Annotated in this window: 23 protein-coding genes; 11 read left to right on the plus strand and 12 right to left on the minus strand. The window is 34.0% G+C overall.

The annotated features are described in order from the left end of the window. Positions 1-10 precede the first annotated feature (10 nt). Entirely contained in the window at positions 11-154 is a 144-nt protein-coding gene (locus BOQ62_RS24250; RefSeq protein WP_353886450.1) for a T9SS type A sorting domain-containing protein, read from the plus strand. 103 nt (positions 155-257) lie between these two features. Here the strand turns inward: BOQ62_RS24250 and BOQ62_RS05365 are convergent, their stop codons facing one another. From BOQ62_RS05365 to ruvB, 5 genes are all read right to left on the minus strand, one after another. Further along, positions 258-1,460, minus strand: coding sequence for an IS256 family transposase (locus tag BOQ62_RS05365; protein ID WP_129037740.1), 1,203 nt, complete (start codon positions 1,458-1,460; stop codon positions 258-260). A gap of 205 nt (positions 1,461-1,665) precedes the next feature. Next, positions 1,666-2,295, minus strand: coding sequence for a dephospho-CoA kinase (coaE, locus tag BOQ62_RS05370; protein WP_129037742.1), 630 nt, complete (start codon positions 2,293-2,295; stop codon positions 1,666-1,668). 9 nt (positions 2,296-2,304) lie between these two features. Next, positions 2,305-3,171: an MBL fold metallo-hydrolase gene (locus BOQ62_RS05375; protein WP_129037745.1), complete on the minus strand. Its 867-nt coding sequence runs from the start codon at positions 3,169-3,171 to the stop codon at positions 2,305-2,307. Positions 3,172-3,184: 13 nt separating this feature from the next. Next, positions 3,185-3,796, minus strand: a complete 612-nt coding sequence (locus BOQ62_RS05380) for an FMN-binding negative transcriptional regulator (RefSeq protein WP_129037747.1) — start codon at positions 3,794-3,796, stop codon at positions 3,185-3,187. 43 nt (positions 3,797-3,839) lie between these two features. Then, a complete protein-coding gene (ruvB, locus tag BOQ62_RS05385) occupies positions 3,840-4,862 on the minus strand; it encodes a Holliday junction branch migration DNA helicase RuvB (protein WP_089689588.1) in 1,023 nt (340 codons plus the stop codon). 260 nt (positions 4,863-5,122) lie between these two features. On the opposite strand from ruvB, the gene hutI reads away from it, so the two are divergent. The 3 genes from hutI to BOQ62_RS05400 all read left to right on the plus strand — a co-directional run bounded on the left by hutI (position 5,123) and on the right by BOQ62_RS05400 (position 9,031). Continuing rightward, positions 5,123-6,346: an imidazolonepropionase gene (gene hutI / locus BOQ62_RS05390; RefSeq protein WP_129037749.1), complete on the plus strand. Its 1,224-nt coding sequence runs from the start codon at positions 5,123-5,125 to the stop codon at positions 6,344-6,346. 333 nt (positions 6,347-6,679) lie between these two features. Continuing rightward, complete coding sequence (hutG, locus tag BOQ62_RS05395; RefSeq protein ID WP_129037751.1) at positions 6,680-7,600, plus strand: formimidoylglutamase; 921 nt, start codon at positions 6,680-6,682, stop codon at positions 7,598-7,600. A 138-nt stretch (positions 7,601-7,738) separates the two neighbouring features. Continuing rightward, a complete protein-coding gene (locus BOQ62_RS05400; protein ID WP_164976689.1) occupies positions 7,739-9,031 on the plus strand; it encodes an aldehyde dehydrogenase family protein in 1,293 nt (430 codons plus the stop codon). Positions 9,032-9,266: 235 nt separating this feature from the next. On the opposite strand, the gene pyk is transcribed toward BOQ62_RS05400, so the two are convergent. From pyk to BOQ62_RS05435, 7 genes are all read right to left on the minus strand, one after another. Then, a complete protein-coding gene (pyk, locus tag BOQ62_RS05405; RefSeq protein ID WP_129037753.1) occupies positions 9,267-10,712 on the minus strand; it encodes a pyruvate kinase in 1,446 nt (481 codons plus the stop codon). Further along, entirely contained in the window at positions 10,705-11,178 is a 474-nt protein-coding gene (locus BOQ62_RS05410) for an IPExxxVDY family protein (RefSeq protein WP_129037755.1), read from the minus strand. The genes pyk and BOQ62_RS05410 overlap by 8 nt, the downstream gene beginning before the upstream one ends. After that, complete coding sequence (gene rnc / locus BOQ62_RS05415) at positions 11,156-11,920, minus strand: ribonuclease III (protein ID WP_129037757.1); 765 nt, start codon at positions 11,918-11,920, stop codon at positions 11,156-11,158. Before rnc ends, BOQ62_RS05410 begins: the two co-directional genes overlap by 23 nt. A 9-nt stretch (positions 11,921-11,929) precedes the next feature. Beyond that, positions 11,930-13,174 carry a beta-ketoacyl-ACP synthase II gene (gene fabF, locus BOQ62_RS05420; protein ID WP_129037759.1) on the minus strand — a complete coding sequence of 415 codons (1,245 nt, stop codon included), beginning with the start codon at positions 13,172-13,174 and terminating at the stop codon, positions 11,930-11,932. A gap of 34 nt (positions 13,175-13,208) precedes the next feature. Continuing rightward, entirely contained in the window at positions 13,209-13,448 is a 240-nt protein-coding gene (locus tag BOQ62_RS05425) for an acyl carrier protein (RefSeq protein ID WP_002976354.1), read from the minus strand. A gap of 946 nt (positions 13,449-14,394) precedes the next feature. Beyond that, positions 14,395-15,132, minus strand: a complete 738-nt coding sequence (locus tag BOQ62_RS05430; RefSeq protein WP_129037761.1) for a methyltransferase family protein — start codon at positions 15,130-15,132, stop codon at positions 14,395-14,397. Positions 15,133-15,316: 184 nt separating this feature from the next. After that, the gene (locus BOQ62_RS05435) at positions 15,317-15,898 is read right to left on the minus strand and encodes a Crp/Fnr family transcriptional regulator (RefSeq protein ID WP_129037763.1); all 582 of its coding nucleotides are present in this window, start codon (positions 15,896-15,898) and stop codon (positions 15,317-15,319) included. 309 nt (positions 15,899-16,207) lie between these two features. Between BOQ62_RS05435 and BOQ62_RS05440 the strand changes: the two genes are divergently transcribed. From BOQ62_RS05440 to BOQ62_RS05470, 7 genes are all read left to right on the plus strand, one after another. Further along, positions 16,208-17,449, plus strand: coding sequence for a tyrosine-type recombinase/integrase (locus tag BOQ62_RS05440; protein ID WP_129037765.1), 1,242 nt, complete (start codon positions 16,208-16,210; stop codon positions 17,447-17,449). Between the two features lie 15 nt (positions 17,450-17,464). Further along, the gene (locus BOQ62_RS05445; RefSeq protein ID WP_129037768.1) at positions 17,465-18,127 is read left to right on the plus strand and encodes a hypothetical protein; all 663 of its coding nucleotides are present in this window, start codon (positions 17,465-17,467) and stop codon (positions 18,125-18,127) included. Between the two features lie 149 nt (positions 18,128-18,276). Then, positions 18,277-18,555, plus strand: coding sequence for a helix-turn-helix domain-containing protein (locus tag BOQ62_RS05450; protein ID WP_129037770.1), 279 nt, complete (start codon positions 18,277-18,279; stop codon positions 18,553-18,555). A 71-nt stretch (positions 18,556-18,626) separates the two neighbouring features. After that, positions 18,627-19,865, plus strand: a complete 1,239-nt coding sequence (locus BOQ62_RS05455; protein WP_129037772.1) for a primase-helicase family protein — start codon at positions 18,627-18,629, stop codon at positions 19,863-19,865. A gap of 263 nt (positions 19,866-20,128) precedes the next feature. After that, positions 20,129-20,995: a toprim domain-containing protein gene (locus tag BOQ62_RS05460; protein ID WP_129037774.1), complete on the plus strand. Its 867-nt coding sequence runs from the start codon at positions 20,129-20,131 to the stop codon at positions 20,993-20,995. A 158-nt stretch (positions 20,996-21,153) separates the two neighbouring features. Beyond that, the gene (locus BOQ62_RS05465) at positions 21,154-21,597 is read left to right on the plus strand and encodes a plasmid mobilization protein (protein ID WP_129037776.1); all 444 of its coding nucleotides are present in this window, start codon (positions 21,154-21,156) and stop codon (positions 21,595-21,597) included. Next, positions 21,590-22,729: a relaxase/mobilization nuclease domain-containing protein gene (locus BOQ62_RS05470; protein ID WP_129037778.1), complete on the plus strand. Its 1,140-nt coding sequence runs from the start codon at positions 21,590-21,592 to the stop codon at positions 22,727-22,729. The genes BOQ62_RS05465 and BOQ62_RS05470 overlap by 8 nt, the downstream gene beginning before the upstream one ends. The last annotated feature ends 1 nt before the right edge of the window (position 22,730 follow it).

The raw sequence follows: 22,730 nt of genomic DNA on the forward strand, positions 1-22,730 counted from the left end.
TAAGTATACGATCTACAATGCCGCAGGACAGGTGATTGCAAACGGTATCTTACTGAACAACCAGATCAATGTAAGTAAATTGATCAACGGTGTTTATGTGATAGATATTGAAGACAATGGTAACACTGTTCAGAAGAAATTTATCAAAGAATAGATAAGTTTAAATTTCAAATAGAATAAGCCTCCAGCAATGGAGGCTTATTTTTTATAGACACTCTCCCACAAAGTGTGTAAGTTAAAAAGTCAGGGCTTAGATTTTATAATCTGAGCCTTTCTTCAAAAATAATCATAAATTGATTGAGAACAATACCCCAATTCTGGATGGGCATGGTCCATTTTTTAGTAGCTTCTTTTAATGCCAAATAAACTGATTTCATTACGGCATCATCCGTAGGAAAAGACATTTTATTTTTGGTGTATTTACGGATCTTTCCGTTGAGATTCTCAATTAAATTGGTGGTATAAATGATTTTACGGATCTCTAAAGGAAATTCAAAAAATACAGTGAGCTCATCCCAATTGTTTCGCCAGGATTGGATAGCATAAGAATATTTGCTTTCCCATTTGTCTGCAAAATCATTGAGTGCCTGTTCAGCTGCTTGTTTTGTTGGAGCTGTATAAATATATTTCATATCGGCAGAGAATTCTTTTCTGTCCTTCCATACCACATATTTGCAGGCATTTCTGATTTGATGGACAACACAAATCTGGGTTTTAGATTCAGGAAAAACAGAAAGGATAGTCTGGGTAAATCCATTTAAATTATCGGTAGCGGTGATGAGAATATCTTCCACACCACGAGCTTTTAAATCTGTGAGAACACCCATCCAGAAGGCTGAGCTTTCATTTTTTCCAAGCCACATTCCCAATACTTCTTTTCTCCCGTCCCGATTTAATCCAACAGCCAGATAAACAGTTTTATTAATGACTTTTGAGTTTTCCCTTACTTTGAAAACAATCCCATCCATCCAAACAATGAGATACAAATCTTCAAGCGGGCGGTTCTGCCAGCTCATCACTTCACTTGCAATGGCATTGGTGATTCGTGATATGGTGGAAGTAGAAACCTCAAAATCATACATCTCACGGATCTGTTCTTCAATGTCTGATACGCTCATTCCTTTAGCGTAAAATGAGATGATAATATTCTCCAAACCATCGATAATGTTGTGCCTTTTGGGAACTAATGCGGGCTCAAAATTTCCTTCACGATCTCTGGGAACTTTAATTTCAGACTCTCCAAACGACGACTTTATTTTCTTGCTTCCGTGACCGTTTCGGTAATTTCCAGTGGTAGATTTCTGATGCTTCTCATTATCCAAATGAGAGTCCAGTTCTGCATCAAGCATATGCTCTACAGCTCGTTTGTGCATTTCTTTGAAGAAAGAAGTTAAATCTTCTCCACTTTTAAAGGACTTATAGAAATCCTTATTGTTTAATAATTCTTCTTTGTCGATCATAAATATGTAATGGTTAAAAATAATAAAAAGTTATTTCCGTAAAATTTTTTGAGCTCTTAGGGCTCTAAATTTTCCAGAATAACTTTTTAACTTACACAGTTAGTGAAACACTACCTTTTTATACTATGATCTCAGGGAAATTACTCTTCAGAAATTATTTTTTGCATAAAAAAACTCGTTAGAAAAGCTTCTAACGAGTTCTTATTTATTCAATACTGAAAATCACCTTTTCAGTCTGTTCTTTCAATTCTTCCAGATTGGTATTGTTATACACGATACAATCTGCCATTTTAATTTTATCCCTTTCAGGCATTTGTTTTTCCATCACAGCCTCTACCTCTCGATAGGTTTTGTTATCCCTGTCCATTACTCTTTTAATTCTGATATTATCCTCAGCAGTTACCAAAAGAGATTTGTAACATTGTCTGTTAAGTTTTAGTTCAAACAAAAGAGCTGTTTCTTTAAAAACTAAATACTTGCTTTGTTTTTTGACCCAGTTTTCAAAATCAATCTTTACTGCGGGATGTATAATTTCGTTTAAATGCTGAAGCAGATCTCTGTTATTAAAAACTTTATCGGCAACAAATTTTCTGTCATACAACCCATTTTCATCATAAGACGCTTCACCCAGAAGTTCTTTGATTTTGATTTTCAGATCATCACTTTCATTAACGATCGCTTTAGCTCTGTCATCGGAATAATAAACCGGAAAGCCGAATTCTTCTATAAAGCGTGCAACTGTAGTTTTTCCAGAGCCTATTCCGCCTGTTAAACCTATGATCTTGGGTGCTGGTTCCGGTTCCGCCTGTTGTGTTTCTGAATGTAATTCTTCCATGATTAAAAATTAATATCCAAAAACATCATTAAAGCTAAACGTCTCATCAAGTCTTACCCCTTTTTCGGTCATTTTAAGACTTGCCAGTTCATGATGAGCATCGTGTTCAAAGAACAATAAATATTCATTGTCTACACACTGTTTCAGGAACTTTGCTTTCTCTTCCATTGTTAAAAGAGGTCTGGTATCATATCCCATCACATATACCGGGTTGATATGTCCTGCTGTAGGAATAAGGTCTGCAGCAAAAACAACTGTTTTTTCCTGGTATTGGATTACCGGAAGCATCTGCTTCTCTGTGTGGCCATCTACAAAGATCACGTCCATTTTCAAATCTGGTGCAAAACCATAATTTCCGGTAGTAGGAAGAGGTAAATAGTTAAGCTGGCCGCTTTCCTGCATTGGCATAATATTTTCCTTCAAAAAGCTGGCTTTTTCTCTCGCATTAGGCTCTGTTGCCCATTGCCAGTGATTTTCATTAGTCCAGAAGTTGGCATTTTTGAAGGCTGGTCTGTATCCGGTTCTGTCATCATTCCATTCGATAGCACCACCACAGTGATCGAAATGAAGGTGAGTAAGGAATACATCCGTAATATCCTCCTTTATAAAGCCGTATTTTTTAAGATTTTTATCAAGAGTATCATCTCCCCAAAGAGAATAATGTCCGAAAAATTTATCATCCTGTTTGTTACCAAGACCACAGTCTACAAGGATCAGTTTTTTTCCGTCTTCAATAAGCAGGGAACGGGTTCCCAGCTCGATTAGGTTTTTTTCGTCTGCAGGATTCGTTTTTTCCCACAAACTCTTCGGGACGACTCCAAACATAGCACCGCCGTCCAGTTTAAATTTTCCACATTGTATTGGATATAACTTCATATGTATATTTTGATTATTTTTTTATTGCTTTCATTTTCTCCGCAATTTTTCTTGCGTTATCATCAGATTGTTCAAGTTGAGTAATAATGTTGTTAAAATCATTCTCTTTTCTGTTCTGAGAAAGTTTTTGTTTGATAAATATTTCGGTCGGAATTATTTTAATCCCGAAAGCACCCTTCATTTCCTTTTCCACAAATTCTCTTCCCATGTCTTTTACCATCATTGGGCATTGCTGAAAACTTTCGTACTTGGAAGTCAATTTGTCCAAGTGAGCATACAACTCATCATGATTCATTATTTCAACTTTTCCATGGATCTGCACCGCTTCATAATTCCAGGTGGAAACATTAATATGATCATACCAGCTGCTGGATATATAAGTATGGGCCCCTAAAAAATCACAAAGAACTTCATCACCGTTTTTTAAGGTTTTAGCCTGTGGGTTAGCTCTTGAAATATGAGTTTCAACATACCTATTTTCAGGATCATCTTCATTGAGCATCATCATAGAATGAGTGGCTCTTATCTTATCTACGGAAGAAACCAGTAAAGCAAAAGAATTTTCTTTGATGATCTTCCTCATCACATCAAAATCTTCACTTCTGTATAATTTCGGTATAAACATATACTAATCAATTCTCATTAACTCTAAACCCTAAACTTTGAACTTAGAAAAGCTCTCCCGGATTTTTAGGTCTTGTAATATTTAAATGTTTGTAAGCCTTGTCGGTCACTTCTCTTCCTCTCGGAGTCCGGATAATAAACCCTTCCTGAATCAGAAATGGTTCATAAACTTCTTCCAGCGTTTCAGGATTCTCTGCAATAGAAGTTGCCAGAGCAGAAATACCGACCGGTTTTCCTTTGAAGTTTTCAATCATAACACGCATGATCTTATTATCCATTTCATCCAGACCAAATTCATCCACATTCAGAGAATCCAGAGCATATTTTGTGATCTTAATCTCAATTTCACCATTCCCTTTGATCTCGGCGAAATCACGTACTCTTCTTAATAATGCATTGGCAATCCTTGGTGTTCCACGGCTTCTTCTGGCAATTTCTATCGCAGCATCTTCGTAAATGACTACTCCTAAAACCCTTGCACTTCTTTGAATAATCATAGACAAAAGTTCAATAGAATAATATTCCAGCCTGCTTTGAATTCCGAATCGGGCAAGCATTGGCTTCGTAAGCATACCACTTCTTGTAGTAGCTCCTACTAGTGTAAAAGGGTTGAGTCCAATCTGTACACTTCTTGCATTAGGCCCTGTTTCCAGCATAATATCAATCTTGTAATCTTCCATTGCAGAATACAGGTATTCCTCTACCACAGGAGAAAGACGGTGAATTTCATCGATGAAAAGAACATCATTTTCTTCCAGATTGGTCAATAAACCAGCTAAACTTCCGGGTTTGTCCAGTACGGGACCCGAAGTAATCTTACAGTTTACTCCAAGTTCATTGGCGATAATATTGGCTAGTGTAGTTTTACCCAATCCCGGAGGACCGTGTAATAAAACATGATCTAGTGCTCCGCCACGTCTTTTCGCAGCGGTAACAAAAACCTCAAGGTTCTCCAGCGTCTTTCTCTGCCCCGCAAAATCTTTAAAGCTCTGGGGACGGATCTGTTCTTCCTGCATCAGCTCCTCTCGTGAGTAGTTTTCCTTATCTGGATGTAAAAAATCTGGCATTAATTCATTTCATTTACTTCAAAGATAGCAAATTTCGACTAAGGTTGAAGGGCAGATTGAGAAAACGTTTAGATTGATACGGAGGTTTAAGCCAGTGTTGAAAATGAGAACACCTAAGATTTAAATAATTGGGATATTTTAAGTATTTTTGAGAGGAAAAATTATTAATAAAAATTAATAAAATTTTGAATGTTTAGAAAACAAGGATTGATGTAAGAATTGATCCGTGCGAATCTAAACGTTACACTAACTTTAAATCAATGAAATTAATAGGACCATTTAAGCAGGTGGTAACGCTTGCTAACTTACCCTTAAGAGGAAAACTTTCCGATGAACAACTGGAAATTATTGTAGACGGAGGAATTGTAGTAGATCAGAATATTATTCAGAAAGTTGGAAATTTTGAAATATTAAAAGCAGAAAATCCCAGCATAGAAATTGAACCGATTGAAGGAGAGCAGATTGTTCTTCCTGCTTTTGTAGATTCACATACCCATATCTGTTTTGGAGGAAACCGCCCCAATGATTTTGCCATGCGTAATGCAGGGAAAACCTACCTGGAAATTGCAGAAAGCGGCGGTGGAATCTGGAGTTCCGTGCAGCATACAAGAAATGCTTCAGAAGAAGAATTATTGAAAACTCTGGTAGAAAGAATCAACTTTTTGATTGATCTGGGAATTACTACCATTGAAGTGAAGAGCGGTTACGGACTGGATGTGGAAAATGAGCTGAAAATGCTTAGGATTATTAAAAAAGCACAGAACGAAACCAAAGCAACTTTAGTTCCTACCTGTCTTTCCGCCCACTTAAAACCGAGAGATTTTGAAGGAAGCAACCCCGAATATCTGGAATATATCATCACCGAAATTTTACCAAAAGTAAAAGAAGAGGAGCTAGCGAATAGAGTAGATATTTTTATCGAAAAATCTGCTTTTCAGCCGGAAGAAAGTAAAGAATTCTTACTGAAAGCAAAAGAATTAGGCTTTGAAATTACCGTTCATGCAGATCAGTTTACCCCTGGAAGCTCAAGAATTGCAGTAGAAGTAGGAGCGAAGTCTGCAGACCATTTGGAAGCCACAATAGATGAAGATATCCAATTTCTGGCAGAGTCTGATACCGTAGCAACAGCTCTTCCGGGAGCAAGCTTGGGACTGGGAGAGAAATTTACTCCAGCAAGAAAGCTATTGGATGCAGGAGCTATTGTAGCCATTGCAAGTGACTGGAATCCCGGTTCTGCACCCATGGGAAATTTAATTACCCAGGCATCTATTTTAGCTACTTTCCAAAAACTAACTACTGCTGAAGTGTTGGCAGGAATGACTTTCCGTGCTGCTTATGCATTGAATCTTGAAGATAGAGGACAGTTGGAAACCGGGAAAAAAGCAGATTTTGTCACTTTTAAAATCAACAACTTCCAGAATATACTGTATAATCAGGGGAGTTTAAAAGCTGAGAAGGTGTATATAGATGGAAATCTGATATAAAAGTATTATTTTGAAGGCAATTAAAAATTTTATAATTTATTTGGTATTACTTGTAGTATCTTTTAATGTGACTATTTTTTGCAATCCCTTTGGAATAATGATGAAGTAATAAAAGAAGTGAAGGTCTCAAGAATATTTTATTCCGGATTGGCCTTTGTATCTTTTCTATTAACAGCTCTGTTATCTTTTTATTTTTTTATCAGAGCCATATTTTGTATTTTACAAATAATAAAAAGTGCATTCGTTATCTTGGTGGGTAAAAACGGACAATTAAAGAAATAGTTTAATTTGATTGCACTTAAAAAGCAACCTACAAATTGGAATTATTTAATAATGAATAATATTTGGCAAGGCAGATTGGACGGAGAAGAGCTTCTCTATCACAGATTATTTCAAAGAGTAAAAGAAGAACGTAATTACGACAACATTTCTGCAGGAGATTTTGCATTGCATGGTTTTGCTGTGGATGAAGGAGTAAGGAGAAACAAAGGCCGTCAGGGGGCGAAAGATGCTCCGGATGTAATCAGGAAAAATATGTCTAATTTTCCTGTAATTCTTCCTGATTTTTCTATGCTGGATTTTGGGAATCTTACCTGTGAGGATGGAAATCTTGAAAATACTCAGAATAATCTTGCCAAAAATGTCTCCAAAGTCCTTTTGAAAGGAGGGAAATCTCTTGTTCTGGGCGGAGGTCATGAAGTGACTTATGCCCATTATCTAGGTGTTAAAACAGCCTTTCCGGAGCAAAAAATAGGGATTATTAATATTGATGCTCATTTTGATAACCGACAGCCGGAAAAAGGAGTAGGACCGAGCTCCGGAACAGGATTCTGGCAGATTGCACAGGATGGTCCCATTAATTCTTTGCATATCGGAATTCAGAGAAACTCCAATACGTTGAAGCTCTTTGATACAGCTCATCAATATGGGATGAAATATATTCTGGCAGACGAATTATTTTTTGAAAATCTTACCTCGATCTATCAGCGTATTGATGAACTGTTGGACAATGTAGACTATGCCTATCTTACCATTTGTATGGATGTTTTTAATGCATCAATCGCTCCCGGAGTTTCTGCTGCGGCATATAATGGTATCTTTGCAGATACTGCTTTCATGCATTTTTACAGACATATCTTAAAAAATAAAAAATTGGTGGCACTGGATGTAGCGGAAGTTAACCCTTCTTTCGATATCCAGGACAGAACCGCAAGACTGGCAGCATGTCTTGTGAATGAATGGCTAATGATGTAAGATAAAGTTATATTCTTCCGATAGAGAAAATCATTATTTTATTGACCCTTAAGGAATGGAATTTGCTGATTTCACCGTGCTTTTAAAATAAAAGCGCTCATAAATTCATTAGCTGAATTTAAAACAGAAATTTATATTATGGAACAATTAATTGAAAGCAAGCTTATTAAAGCAGATAAAGCGTTTTCAGTGTGGAGAAAAGTGCCGTTTGAGGAAAGGCAGAAGTTAATTGCAAAAGCAGCGGAAATTTTAAAGAATAATTCGGAGAAATTTGGAAAAATAATTACAACAGAGATGAATAAACCCATTTCAGAATCTATTTCTGAAGTGGAAAAGTGTGCTTTAATGATGAATTATTATGCAGCCGCTGAAAATATTTTACAACCTGAAAAAGTAGAATCAGAATTTGCTTATTCTGAAGTTCACTATGCTCCGAAAGGGGTGATATTAGGCGTAATGCCTTGGAATTTTCCTTTTTGGCAGGTATTGAGATTTGCGACTCCTGCCATTTTAGCCGGAAATACAATCGTTTTAAAACATGCTTCAATTTGTTTCGGAAGTGGAAATGCCATTGAGGAAGTTCTTTTGGAAGCAGGTTTTCCGGAAGGAGTTTTTCAGAATCTGGAAGTAGGGCATAAGGCTGTAAAAGAAATCCTTGAGCATGATGCTGTAAAAGGAGTAAGTCTTACAGGTAGCGGAAAAGCAGGAGGAGAAGTAGCTTCAATTGCGGGTTTAAATATCAAAAAATCTTTGCTGGAATTAGGTGGAAGTGATGCTTTTATCATTTTTGAAGATGCCAATCTGGAGGAAGCGGCAAAAGCGGGAGCAAAATCCAGGCTTCAAAACTGCGGGCAAACATGTACTGCTGCAAAAAGATTTATCATTGATGAAAAAATCGAAGATAAATTTTTACCTATATTCATTGAAGAATATAAAAAATATGAAATCGGAGATCCTTTAGATAAAGAAACCAAATTGGCTGGAATGGCAAGACCGGATCTGGCTGATGAATTAGAAGCTCAGTTCAACAGAGCGCTGGAAAATGGTGCTGAAATTATCATTCCTCTGGAAAGAGTTTCTGAAAATGAATTTAAACCTGGTTTAATCAGAGTTCAGGAAGGTAATCCTATTTTAAAAGAAGAACTTTTCGGGCCTCTTGGTATGATTATGATTGCAAAGAATGACGAAGAAGCTCTACAGATGGCTAATGATATTCCTTTCGGACTTTCGAATTCGGTATGGACAAAAAACAAAAACCGTCAGTTATTCTTCATTGAAAACCTTGAGTCAGGAACGGTTAATATCAACCGTATGACAAGTTCTGATCCACGTTTTCCATTCGGAGGATCAAAAGCTTCAGGGTATGGTACAGAACTGTCTTTATTAGCTTTAAAAGAATTTGTGACAGCTAAAACTATCGTAGGTAATTAAAAGGGAAAAATGTTATTCTTAGGAGCTTAGGGATCTCAGTGATTCTTCACTTCATTCCGTTTCGTTCAGAATGACAAACTACCATTATAAGCTAGAATTATATTTTACATTATACATAAAAACTCCCGGAAATTCATTTCCGGGAGTTTTTTATATGCTTTAACAAAAAGTAATTTTGCTTATTGCTTATTGCTTATTGCTTATTGCTTATTGCTTATTGCTTATTGCTTATTGCTTATACTGTAGTCAGTCTCAATGTATTTGTTTTTCCACCTTCATATGATGGAGTAGCATTGATATTAATTACGAAGTCTCCTGTTTCGATATAACCGTAATTGTGCGTTAACATATTTACCTGAATGATTGTTTCGTCCGTAGATTTCTTCATATCATAGTAATAGGCATGAACACCCCAAAGAAGGTTCAGCATGGTGATTACTCTTCTGTTCCCGCTATATACGATAATGTGAGAGTTTGGTCTGTGTGCTGCAAGCTGGAAAGCTGTATAACCAGAGTGAGTAAGTGTTACAATAGCAGAAACGTTTGTTGTTTTAGCAATTCTTACTGCGGCAAGACACACCCTGTTTGTAATGAATCTTTCGTCAATACAGTTATAATCTTTTTCGATAGGCTCATTTTTGTGTTGGTAAAAATGAGTTGTTTCGATATTCTTTACAATTTTAGCCATGTTTTCCACAACCTGTACCGGATATCTACCTACAGATGTTTCTCCGGAAAGCATTACCGCATCAGCTCCGTCCAATACAGAGTTAGCAACGTCATTTACTTCTGCTCTTGTTGGCGTTAAGCTGTTGATCATGGTTTCCATCATCTGGGTAGCGATGATTACCGGCTTAGAATAGAATCTAGCTTTTTCTACCAAGTTTTTCTGGATGGCAGGAACTTCTTCCATTGGAACTTCTACTCCAAGGTCTCCACGGGCAACCATTAATCCATCACATTCAAGAAGGATTTCATCGATATTTTTAACACCTTCAGGTTTTTCAATCTTCGCAATAATCGGAGTCTTGAATTTACCGTTTGGATGGCTTGCAATTAATTCTTTCAGGTCAATGATGTCCTGTGCGTGACGTACGAAAGAAAGAGCAATCCAGTCAACTTCCATGTCAAGCATGAAATTAGCATCCTGAACATCCTTTTCTGTCAAAGCAGGAAGAGAAACATTCGTATTAGGAAGGTTAACTCCTTTTTTAGAACTTAACGGACCTCCTTGAATGGTTTTCGCTTTTACAGTATCTTTTTCATTGGTTTCAATAACCTCCAACATTAGTTTCCCATCGTCAATAAGGATTCTTTCTCCTACTTTTACATCTTGTGGAAACTGTTGGTACGTCATATACACCTTTGTGGAATCTCCCTCCATCTTTTCATTGGTGAAGGTAAGAATATCACCCGGATTCAGGTAAGACCCTTCTTTTACAACTCCCACTCTCAGCTTAGGTCCCTGAAGATCTCCCAGAATTCCTACTGAATAACCATACTCGTTGTTGAGCTCTCTAATTATTTCAATATTTTTTCGAACTAAGTCGTAATCTGCATGGGAAAAATTTATTCTGAAAATATCAACACCCGCTTTCATTAAATCTAACATTACCTCCTTCGACGATGAAGCAGGTCCTAGTGTTGCGATAATTTTTGTCTTCTTTAAATACTTATTCATAATACTGGATAATTTGATAAAGTTCCTCTTCAGAACTCAGTGTATAATCTTGAATTGGAAACACAAGATTTTCAGGGAGCAAAATTACGGAAAAATCAGGAAACTGTTCCGAACTATGCAGAATATATTCCACATCTACCTGATTATTTAATAAAAATTTAATGTTTTCTTCTTCTGTAAAGAGTTCTGTCTGAATTTTTTTTTGCTTACTTTCAGAAGATTTATTGGAAATGAAGGTAAAACAAGTCTTGGAAAACTTGTGGTAGGCTTCATATCTTGGGAAAAAATAATCATAATATCCCCCATGAAAGACAAGGTCTTTCTTTCTTGAAAAGCTGAGGTTGTTGGTTTGATTTATTTTGTAGAAAAACTCATGAGCAGGTATATCTTTGGCTAATCTTACCAATCCTATGGCAATATCTTCAAATTCTATATCATCAAGATCATAAAGTTTTTGGATTTCCAAGTATATTTTCCTTTTTATTTAAAATATAAAATGCCCTCTGTGCTGCCTTTTCCTCTGCTTTTTTCTTGGAAGTCTCTGTTGCATTTGCAATTTTTTCGTCTCCCAGCCATACATGGCACCTGAATACTATAGATTTATTAGCTTGTATCTCCTCGCAGGTTTCGTATTTTATATTAACCTTCTTCTTCTGGCTCCATTCAAGAAGGAGACCTTTATAGCTTACAATTTTGTTTTCAAGCTTATTGATTTCGGAAGGGGTCAGCAGTTTTTCCAAAATAATCCTTTTGCAGGTATCATAATGGAAGTCTAAATATACAGCACCAATTAAGGCTTCGAATAAATTTCCGGAGATATTTTCACCCAAAGCTGCAGAACTGTTTTGCTTTTGCAAAAGGTTGGTAAGTTTGAGGTCTTCTCCTAATTTATTGAGATTTTTCCTATTAACAATTTTAGATTTCATTTGTGTCAGATATCCTTCATTAGCCTGAGGATAGGTCTGGAACAAATGACAAGAAATAATTGTACCCAAAACAGAATCTCCTAAAAATTCAAGCCTTTCATAGTTGCTGTCTTGATTTTTAGAAGAATTTTTCAAAGAAAAAGCTTCGCGGTAAAGAGCGATATTTTGTACCTCTGTACCCAATACTTTTTTAAGTTCGGTACTGAGAAAATACTCTCTCTCCGTTAGTTGTCTTTTTCTTTTTTTGAGAAGGAATTTAGAAAAGTATTTCTGTAACTCCATTCATTGAATTTAGATTTTCTTAAATAGAACGCAAGCATTATGCCCGCCAAATCCAAAAGTATTGCTCATGGCTACTTTTACATCTTTCTTCACAGCTGTATTAAACGTAAAGTTTAGTCTGCTGTCAATATTTTCATCATCAGTAAAATGGTTGATGGTAGGAGGAACAGTACCATGAATAATAGTTCCCAATGCAGCAATAGCTTCAATAACACCAGCAGCTCCTAAAAGGTGGCCTGTCATTGATTTTGTAGAATTAATCTGAATGTCATAAGCGTGTTCGCCTAATAATCTTGAGATTGCATTGGATTCTGCGATGTCTCCTAATGGAGTAGAAGTACCATGCATATTGATATGATCTACTTCATCAGCAGTTAAACCTGCATCTTCCAGGCAACTCTTCATTACCAGATAAGCACCAAGGCCTTCAGGGTGTGGAGCGGTCATGTGATGTGCATCAGCGCTTAAACCTCCTCCTAATAATTCCGCATAAATTGTAGCACCACGTTTTACGGCGTGCTCATATTCTTCAAGAATAATACATCCTGCTCCTTCTCCTAATACAAATCCATCTCTGTCTTTGTCAAAAGGTCTTGAAGCTGTTTTAGGATCATCATTTCTTGTAGAAAGTGCCATCATTGCATTGAATCCACCGACACCACTTGCTGTAACGGCTGCTTCAGAGCCACCGCACACAATTACGTCTGCTTTTCCTAGTTGGATCAGCATTTTGGAATCAATAATAGCGTTTGCTGAAGAAGCACACGCAGATACAGTAGTATAGTTTGGCCCGTGGAAGCCATACTCAATGGAGATATGCCCAGGAGTGATATCCGCGATCATTTTCGGGATAAAGAAAGGGTTGAATCTCGGAATTTCCGTATTGGCCCATCCTAACACTTCTGTTTCAAAAGTCTCTAAACCTCCGATTCCGGAACCCCAGATTACTCCAACTCTGTTTTTGTCCACATTGTCTTCAATAATTCTGGAATGTGATACAGCTTCTTTGGCTGCAACAAGTCCCAGCTGAGTATTTCGGTCCATTTTTTTAGACTCTTTCTTATCGAAATGCTGTAACGGATCGAAATTTTTTACCTCGCAAGCGAACTTTGTTTTAAAGTTTGTGGCATCAAAAAGAGTAATCGGAGCGGCACCGCTCTCACCTTTCACAAGATTTTCCCAGTATTCTTTTGCATTATTTCCTATTGGTGTTATTGCTCCAAATCCGGTTACAACTACTCTTTTTAATTCCATAAACTTTGTTTAATTTCTTTTTTGTTGAAGAATATTATTTATTTACTACTTCTTCGATGTAAGCGATAGCGTGTCCTACAGTAGTAATTTTTTCAGCTTGGTCATCAGGGATCTGAATGTTAAATTCTTTTTCAAATTCCATGATAAGTTCAACTGTATCTAGTGAATCAGCTCCTAAATCGTTAGTGAAGCTAGCTTCAGGAGTTACTTCTGTTTCTTCAACGTCAAGCTTATCAGCGATGATAGCTTTTACTCTTGATGCAATGTCTGACATAGTAAATTATTTTTTTAATTGTTAGATGGTGCAAATATATAAAATTCTTTACGATAAAACATTTTTTTAGTCTTTTTTGTGGAGAGGAAGCTTTCATTTTAGGTTGTGAAGTTTTAGTGTTTTAGTTTTCAGGTGGTTATATTTATGGGGACGGCATGAAGATCAATTTTGATTTCAGATAAGTGTTTTTTTTAGAACCGGAATATTTGAAATAGCTCATGATTTTGATTATTTGATTGAACCCCGAATAGGAAAATAGCTTTTTTTCATCTGTATCCTTACTCAATCATTAAATATAGGATGTTAATTTTTTGAATTGATAAATTCTATTTTTGGGAGTGATTATCTCATTATGGTTCTTCTGAATGAAATGAATTGTCTCCGACAGCTATATTATGATTTTGGGTTTTGGGCATTAAAAAAGAGAATCTGGTATTTAGATCCTCTTTTTATAGTAGAGCTGGAGAAACTATTTTATGGTTTGTCCATCAATGTGCTTATTTATTGACCAATATGTTTTTTTGGTATATATAATGCCTGTCAAATAATGGTTTCTGAATCATAATAGATAGACAATTTTATGCACCAGATTAAAAAATAATTTCTTCAGAATTTTTGGATGTTTTAAACAATTTTTTGAAAAAGTTTAAAATAATGTTTAATATTTTTTTCATATTAAAGAATTATAATTTGGAATATTAATTAGACACTTTTTGTTTTATTCTTCTCTACCACAATATGTTGATTGAGTAAACTTGATTTCTTAATATATATTTAATGGATAGAGTATATTATGGAAGTAATAAATGTTCAAACCTGAAACTGCAATAGATTATAAATGGATATTGTGTTATCCGGCAGAATTATTTTTCATTCCTATGGTGCTCAGGGTTTCGTATAATTTATTTCTATCCTGTTTAGGTAGTGGGGTTGCGTAGTAGGATAATTACCTGCCATCATCCAAGAGTCTGGATTGTTTAATGACTTTTAGTACAACATATAGGAGCATTGTAACTACGCATCCTATAATAAAAATGTAATTTAATTTCTCATGCTTTTTTACCACTTTTTCAATTATATCAAAAAAGCAAAATATGAGGAATAAAGCAAATAACCCATTTTTTTCTTGTTTGAGTACTTTCTTTATACTAAATGAAATATTGGACTTTTTAAATAAAAAGATATTTGGAATAAAAGTAGGAGTTTTGCTTGCCCATTCTGTATATTTATTTGAAAACTTTTTTTCAAGAAACTGTTCTTCTGCAAAAATTATTCTCTCATAATAAATCCAATAAAATAAAACAAAAAATATTACAAACCACAGGTTTCCAATAAATAATGCAAGACCTAGCCACATAAAAAAATTCCCTAAATATAATGGATGTCTCACTATGCTGTAGATGCCGGTACAATTCAGACTTTCAGCAATTTGCCCGTCGTTGGTGTTGCGTCCGGAAGTATTTTTAGCACTGTACCCTATAGTGTATACTCTAATCCCTAATCCTATAAAACTAACAAATAAACAATATATTTCGAAGTACACTTTGTAATTTCCAAAAAAGCTTTCATGCTGATTCGGTTGTAGAAATACAAGAAATCCAAACAAAAGAATTATTAATGGAAAATAGCTTCTATATTTGAATAGCCAACCACCCTGGTATTCCAATTCATTTCTTAAAATCATAGTTGTTGTTATTTTTATTTTGTAAAGTCATTGTCTTTTTAAGAGGTATAACAAGGTTATTTTTATTGATAACTCTATTATACTCTGCAAAACTATTCCTTAAGCTTTTCAAAAAAAATAACCTGTGTTATAATTTATATAGATGATTCAAAAAAGGAAATTACTTATAAATCAGAGGGGGATATTATTTTTTGTAAAATCTTTTAATACGCGATAAAGACTGAGGGTGTATACTCAGATAACTTGCAATATAATATTGAGGAATGCTATTAAGCAGATTAGGAAATTCTTTTAAAAAGTGTAAATACCTTTTGCTGGCATCCTGCTGGAGCCGTAGTATTTCTCTCTCTTCTTTCAGGATTAAAAATTTAACTAACAGAATATTAAAAAAGTTAGCCCAACACACTTTCAGCATCAATTCATCCATAAAGGACTTTGGCCATTCAAAAATAATGGTTTCAGTAAGGGATTTGCAGAAATTCCAGGAAGGTTCATTGCTTAGGTAGCTATATATAGAATAAGATCCAAAACTAGGTCCTACCAAAAAGTTACGGATAACTATTTCACTTTCCTTAGTATGAATCCCATAGCAAAGAATTCCTTCTGCTACAAATATAAATTTATTACAACGTTTTCCGGGCTCCATAAATGGAGTGCCTTTTTCTAATTTTTTTACCTCTGCTTTAGAGATGAAAATCATTCTTTCTTCCTCTGGAATGGACAGTTGTGTAAGAATAGTATCTAAAATTAATTCTTGCTTTTTCATAAGATGCTTTTGTTTTTGTATACGAGTTTTGCAAATGTTTATGAATGTATAAACAATTTTTCAAAAGTTTTGGTATATTCTCGGACACAAAAACAAAAAAGAGAAAATGTAATTATTTAAAATTCAATAAATTACAAATTCTCTTTAGCTTAAAAAGTGGAGTTGGAGGTTTTCGAACCTATTATATTTTAATATAATTCAAAATACGTAAGTGTTTTATTTATCAGTATTTTGGCTATATTTGTATAAACTAATATACTTAGTTTTTATGTTTAAATATAGAACAAGTAGCACCCAAACTGGCACCTGATGAATTATACTTTCAAACTCAAGCAACCCAATGGTACAAAAGAAACTTTAATTTATTTCCGTTCGTTTTTTAACAGCGAAAATAAAAACTTCATATACTCTACAGGTGAGAAAATAAAACCAAACGAATGGGATTTTGAAGGTAGGCAACCTAATGACTTAAACGGAAGAACTAAGAGGGCAGAAATTCATCGAAGTGTCAAAATGCAGTTAGATCGATATAGCAGTTATTTTACTGAGATTGTAAATCGCTATAAGAACATAAATGAAGAACTTACTGTTGATATTCTTAAACAAAGATTTGATGAAAAATTCAAAAAAATTACTGTTAAAAGTGATTTCTTTAGAATATACCAGGAGTTTTTAGAAGAGAAGGAAAACGATTACACTGGAAATTTGATTTCAAATTCAACTTTAAAACGATACAAATGTAATAAGACATTACTTGAAGAGTTTGAAAACTGTTATAAAGTTAAGGTTAGTTTAGGAAAATTTGATGATAAACTTTATAACAAATTTTTGAAATATTGCATTGAAGAGAAAAAGCATTCTGCAAATACTTTACATAGAAATGTTGGTTTATTAAAGACATTTCTTCTTTGGGCTTTAAATAAAAAATATACTTACAATAACAATTTTATTGCCTTCAAGAAACCTGCTAAATTTACAACTGATGAAATAGCTTTAAATTATGATCAAGTTGAATTCATCTATAATTATGATCTCAGTGAAAACAAAAGATTGGAAAAGGTACGTGATCTTTTTATTTTTGGTTGTACTACAGGAATGAGATTTGGCAATTACAGTACGATTTCAAGAAGTGATGTTGATGGTGATTTTATCCGAGTGATTGACTTAAAAAGCAGATCTAAAAGCTTAGCAATTCCTTTAAACAGTATTTCTAAATCAATACTTGAAAAGTATGATTTTAACCTGCCTAGTATTACAAATCAGAAGATGAATGAATACATTAAAGAGGTTTTTAAAAAGTTAGAATTCACTGATGAAATAAAGAAAACTATGAAATACGGTGATGAGTTAGTAGATCTAAAAGCTGAATTTTGGACAAGAATTTCCTCACACACTGCAAGGAGAAGCTTCATTACAATAATGAAGAACAAACGGGTTCCGGATAAAGTAATTATGAGTTATACAGGTCACACAAGTTTAGAAGTTTTTAATGCTTACTATAGACCAAGCGAAGAAGACAAGATCAATTATATGAACGAAGTTTTTAAATAATCACTACTTTAGATTATGGATCAAAAAAAGCTTTACGGACGTTGGTACTTTTGGGAAGAATTTGTAGGATATCCTATGATCATATATTATTGGTTAAAGGGAGAAAAAATTCAAAAGCTGTTAGCAAAAAGAATTGAAATAGCTAAACAGAAATCCTCTCAGCTCATTATTAATGAAAAAATGAAGAATGAGTTTTTGATTAAATATGAAAAGCTGGACAACTTCTTCAGTTTTCACTTCAAAGATATTGATACGTCAAGAAATCACAATTTTGAAGAGAAGATTCAATACTGCTTAAATCAATATAAAAAAGAATCCACCAGTTTGATAAGTTCAAGTAGTCTAATGAAGTTACATAGTAATTTTTTAAGTGGTGCTGAAACTACACTTTTTCTATATTTTGCTTTGGACAGCAAAACTAAAAGAGATATACGCTTATCAGATATTATGATTGGTGAAAACAGCTCTAAAATTTTTATTGCTTTTCTGAAAGGCAAAAAATTCATCGATGAAAATAATAATCTGCTTGTAGATCAGAAATCTTCATTTATAAGAATTCACCGTCTTTTAAGGATAATCATATTATTAATCCGGATTTTCAAGACACTACTGTTATTGAGGCGATGGAAAATGAATACAATACGAATTTTGACAAAGGAACATTTTCGAGAGCAGTAACTGTGAAACCAAATGATTTTGAAGAAAGTATATATCAGGAATTATATAAGTTATTTAATATCAGGAATTAAACTTTACGCAATTGAGTAAAATTGTATCATTAATTATTCGAATTATACAATTTTGTCTGCAAATGAATACGACAAATTATGCAGACAACAAATCCATTTCAAACAATTCTTGACGAATTAGAGGAAGTGAAAGACTTACTCTATTCTCTAAAAAAAGAACCTGAAATTGAGTTGAAAAAGAAACTGTATTCTATCAAAGAATGCTCAGAAATTCTCAAACTTGATTATCAAACTGTTCGCTCGCACATTTTAAAAGGAAATATTAAAGCGGAACAAATTGGAAGATTCTACAGAGTTAACCATTTTGATCTAATGAGTGCTTTAAACGAAGTTAAATCGCTTAAGTACAAGAGATAAATAGAAATCATATTTATCTAAACATTTTATTCTATACAGTATTTCCTGTACGGTATTAAATCTTTAAAATTATGAGCGAAAAAATTCCCTACCTAAGAGTAGGCACAACCTACTATAAAACCATTGAAAAACCATTAATTTCCGGTGATAAGATTTCAATATTAGTTCGTTGGAATCGTGAGACCATTGTTAGCGACCATGGTAAAATCTACTTTTCGAAAATTCCAAAATATGATGGCTTTTGCTGTATTCCATCGCACCTGAATTATGAGCAGATCATTGCTGGATTTTACAATATTTATAATGAAATTCCTTATCAGCCAATCGATGAGAATACAAGTTCTGAAGCTTTAGAAAATAGAATTCAATTCTCACTTAGATTTATGGAACATATATTTGGAGAGCAGCTGGAATTAGGACTGGATTATATTAAGATCTTATTACAATATCCAACCCAAATACTTCCGATCCTTTGTTTGGTAAGCAAAGAAAGATCTACCGGAAAATCTACTTTCATCAAGTGGCTGAAATCTATCTTCGGATTAAATATGACCTATATTAAAGGAGATTCTTTCAGCAGCCAGTTTAATTCGGACTGGACTTCGATGCTCATTGTCGCTATTGACGAAGTATTCTTTGACAAAAAAGAGATTACTGAACGTTTAAAATATCTTTCGACAACAGATAAAGATAAGAAGGAGGCAAAAGGGAAAGATCGTGAAGAAGTAGAATTCTTTGGCAAATTCATTCTTTGTTCCAATAATGAGGATAATTTCATTCAGATTGATGAAAATGAGATCCGATTCTGGATTGTCAAAGTAAAATCAATCAAAAGCGAGAACACTGAATTTTTGGATAATTTAAATAATGAGATTCCTTTTTTCCTTCGTTATCTGATTCAAAGACCTTTTCACAGCCGTAAGAAAACACGAATGTGGTTTACGGATTCCCAGATCAGAACCAAAGCCCTTCAGAAATTGGTTTGGAAAAACAATAATAAACTGGAATCTAAAATTATTGAACTTTTGTATGAGTTTTTTGAAAATACAGAAGACAACGAAATACACTTTATTCCCCAGGATATTTTCAATATGCTTGGAAAAATGTTTAGCAAACAGTATTGGACGGTCAACGATGTCCGGAAACTTTTAAAAGAAAACTGGAAACTCGAACCTCAGAACAATTCATTGGCTTACATCAAATATGATATTGATTACAGCGGAAGTTTCTATCAACAAAATAAAATAGGAAGGTATTTTACAGTGGAAAGAAACTTTATTCTACAAAAATTTGATGAAATGATGAGTTGATAGATAATGGATTTAATATCAAATCTTTACAACTCATCAAAAGCCTCATCAAATTTTTAACCCTTGGTTTTTGATGAGAGGCTGATGAGAATACTATTTTAAAGTTTGATGAGACGATGAGACTTTGATGAGTGTTTAAGTTGTTGTAAATAAATTAATTAGAGCGTTTTCTTATCAATTCATCAAAAATTACACAGAATCTAACCCGTCCGCTTGAACCGACAGGAAAGCTATTATTTATTACTTAAAATTAAAAATTACAAATGAACTGCAAACAATTCAACAGCATACCGTTGGAAGAAGTCCTCCTTTCTCTCGGACACCTTCCAACGAAACAAAATGAGAAAGAAGCTTGGTATCTCAACCCCTTTGCCAGCGAATCCCAAGCCTCTTTTAAAATCAATAAAAGTCTAAACTACTGGTATCTGTTTTCTGAAGGGATAGGGGGTAGCAATACTGATTTTATGAAGAGGTATCTAAACACTTCGGTAAATGAAGTTTTACTTTGGGCAGAAGGTCAGGGATTTTCTTCTTTTCAATATCAAAAAATTTCTAATCAGAAGTTGGAAGACCAAATTAAAAATTATGAAATAATTGACGTAAAACAAATCCAACATCCTGCACTCATAGAATATTTAAAGAGCCGAAAAGTTGAAGCTCAAAGTGAATTCTTAAAAGAGCTTCATTATAGAATGAACGATAATAACTATTTCGGAATTGGTTTCAAAAATGATTCTGGCGGTTATGAAATTCGCAATAAATATTCAAAAATCTGTTTAGGTAAGAAAGACATCAGCAGCATAAAAAATGGCTCAGATTCACTTCGCGTTTTTGAAGGCTTTTTCGATTTTATATCCTTTAAAAATGTAGAAACCTTCTTAGAAAAAGGTTCTTCTGACTATATCATTCTGAATTCGGTATCAATGATTTCTAACATTAAAAATTCACTTATAAATTATGATAAGATTGAGCTTTATTTTGACAATGACGAAGCCGGAAACCGTGCCATCGAAATGATTAAAAATGAAAATCAAAACACAGAAGACTGCGGGGTTTTGTATTCAGATTTTAAAGATCTGAATGATTGGCTAATTCACAAAAATCCATCCAATGAAAGGCAGATGATATAAAGGAGAAGATGAGTGAAATATTTGAAAGTGAAATTCGGTAGGTAGTTAGTGCAAAAAGTACCCAAAGTTTACAATAAGCGTGGCCGCTGATTGCAAAATTGGGCTTTTTGATTTCTTCCTATCGTCAGAAATATTTTTGAAAACACAAAATTAATATAATGGAAAAAGATTTTTTGAAAGAATTTATAATTGAGATTGCCAATGAAAATGAAAAGAAAATTGCTCAGGAAAAGAAGAAAAAATATTTTCAGGAATTAGGTAAAAAGGGTGGATTGAAGAAAAAGAATTCCCCTCATTTAAGCAAAGTGATTTCTTTTCGAGTGACGGAATTTGAATATGAAGAGAATATAAAAAATGCAATTAAATATAATATTAAACTATCTACCTACGCCCGGATGGTGTACATGGAAAAAGAGCTCAAGATTAACGAATTTCAAACCGATGAGATATTACTGCAATATGGAACTTATTTCAAAAAAATAACGAATCTTTTGCGAAATCGAGAATGGAATCTTTTTGAAAATAAAAAAGAAATTCTACAAGAAATTGAAATTATCATTGATCTGATCAAGCAGTATTTATATTCTAAGAAAAATGAATAATTCAGCAACAACCAGAGCGATCACAAAAATAGCTTTGGAATATAATGGCAATGATAAAGGAACAGCAGAAATGGTGGCTTCGAATTATCTTTTGAGTGATACTGCAGAAGGACAGTATCAGGAAATGAAAACTGTAGCCGAACGAAATCCTAAGGTGAAGAAATGGGCATTGACTGGTTATATCTCTCAGCCAGATGAGATCGGTAGAAAATTAAAGGATGAAGAATTAACACAAATTGCGATGAAAGCTCTTACAAAAGTGGGAGCAACAGACCGAAATCAATATAGACTAGATATCCACAATAGTACGAAACATAAGCATATTCACTTTGTCGTTAATAGAATTGATAGTTCGGGAAAATGTACTGTCAGATCACACGATATCGGAAGAAGATTTGGAGAAGCTGTTCGAGAAGTTTGTAAAGAGAAAGGTCTATTGACTGATATTGAAATTGGAGTTAAGAAAAAATCCGAGATGTTGAAAAGTTTAACCGAGGCTATGAGGTCTGAAGATAATTTTGATGAGCTGATATTAGCAATGAAGAAAAAAGGTTTTGAAATTCAATTGTCTTCAAATGTCAAGGATGGAATTTCGGGAATGCGCATTATAATGACAAAGGATATAAACCTTCAAACAGTCCGTCAGTACAAAGGCGGTTATAAATTATCTGAGATTTCAAATAAGTTAAAAATTTATGAAATAAAATCTTTATTTGAAATGAAAAAAGCGGTTAGGGAAGCACAAAAATATGCTTACAGCTTAGAAGAATTTCGGGAAAATCTTAAGCAAAAAGGATTTTCTGTAAAAATCCAATATGACGGGGAATTTAAACCCAATCAAAAAAATCAGATTAAAGATATATGGATAAATAAAATTAATAGCAGTCAAGAAAAAGACGGATTCTTTTTCCGGGAAAATATGGGATTCTCTCTTTCTGTTATAGATTCTAATTTAAGTAATCTGATAAACTCATTAAGTCAAAATAATGTAAAAAATGATGATGCTACTCATTTGAAAGCAGAGCCAAAAGAAAGCTTAATAGAAAATGCAGGTGTATTATTGGGTGACTTCCTTAAACCAACCTATGTTCCTCAGGATGAAGAGGAACTATGGAAAAGAGGCGAAAATTAAG

The sequence above is a fragment of the Chryseobacterium sp. CH21 genome (genome assembly GCF_004119445.1).
In the GTDB taxonomy this organism is placed as follows: Bacteria; Bacteroidota; Bacteroidia; order Flavobacteriales; family Weeksellaceae; genus Chryseobacterium.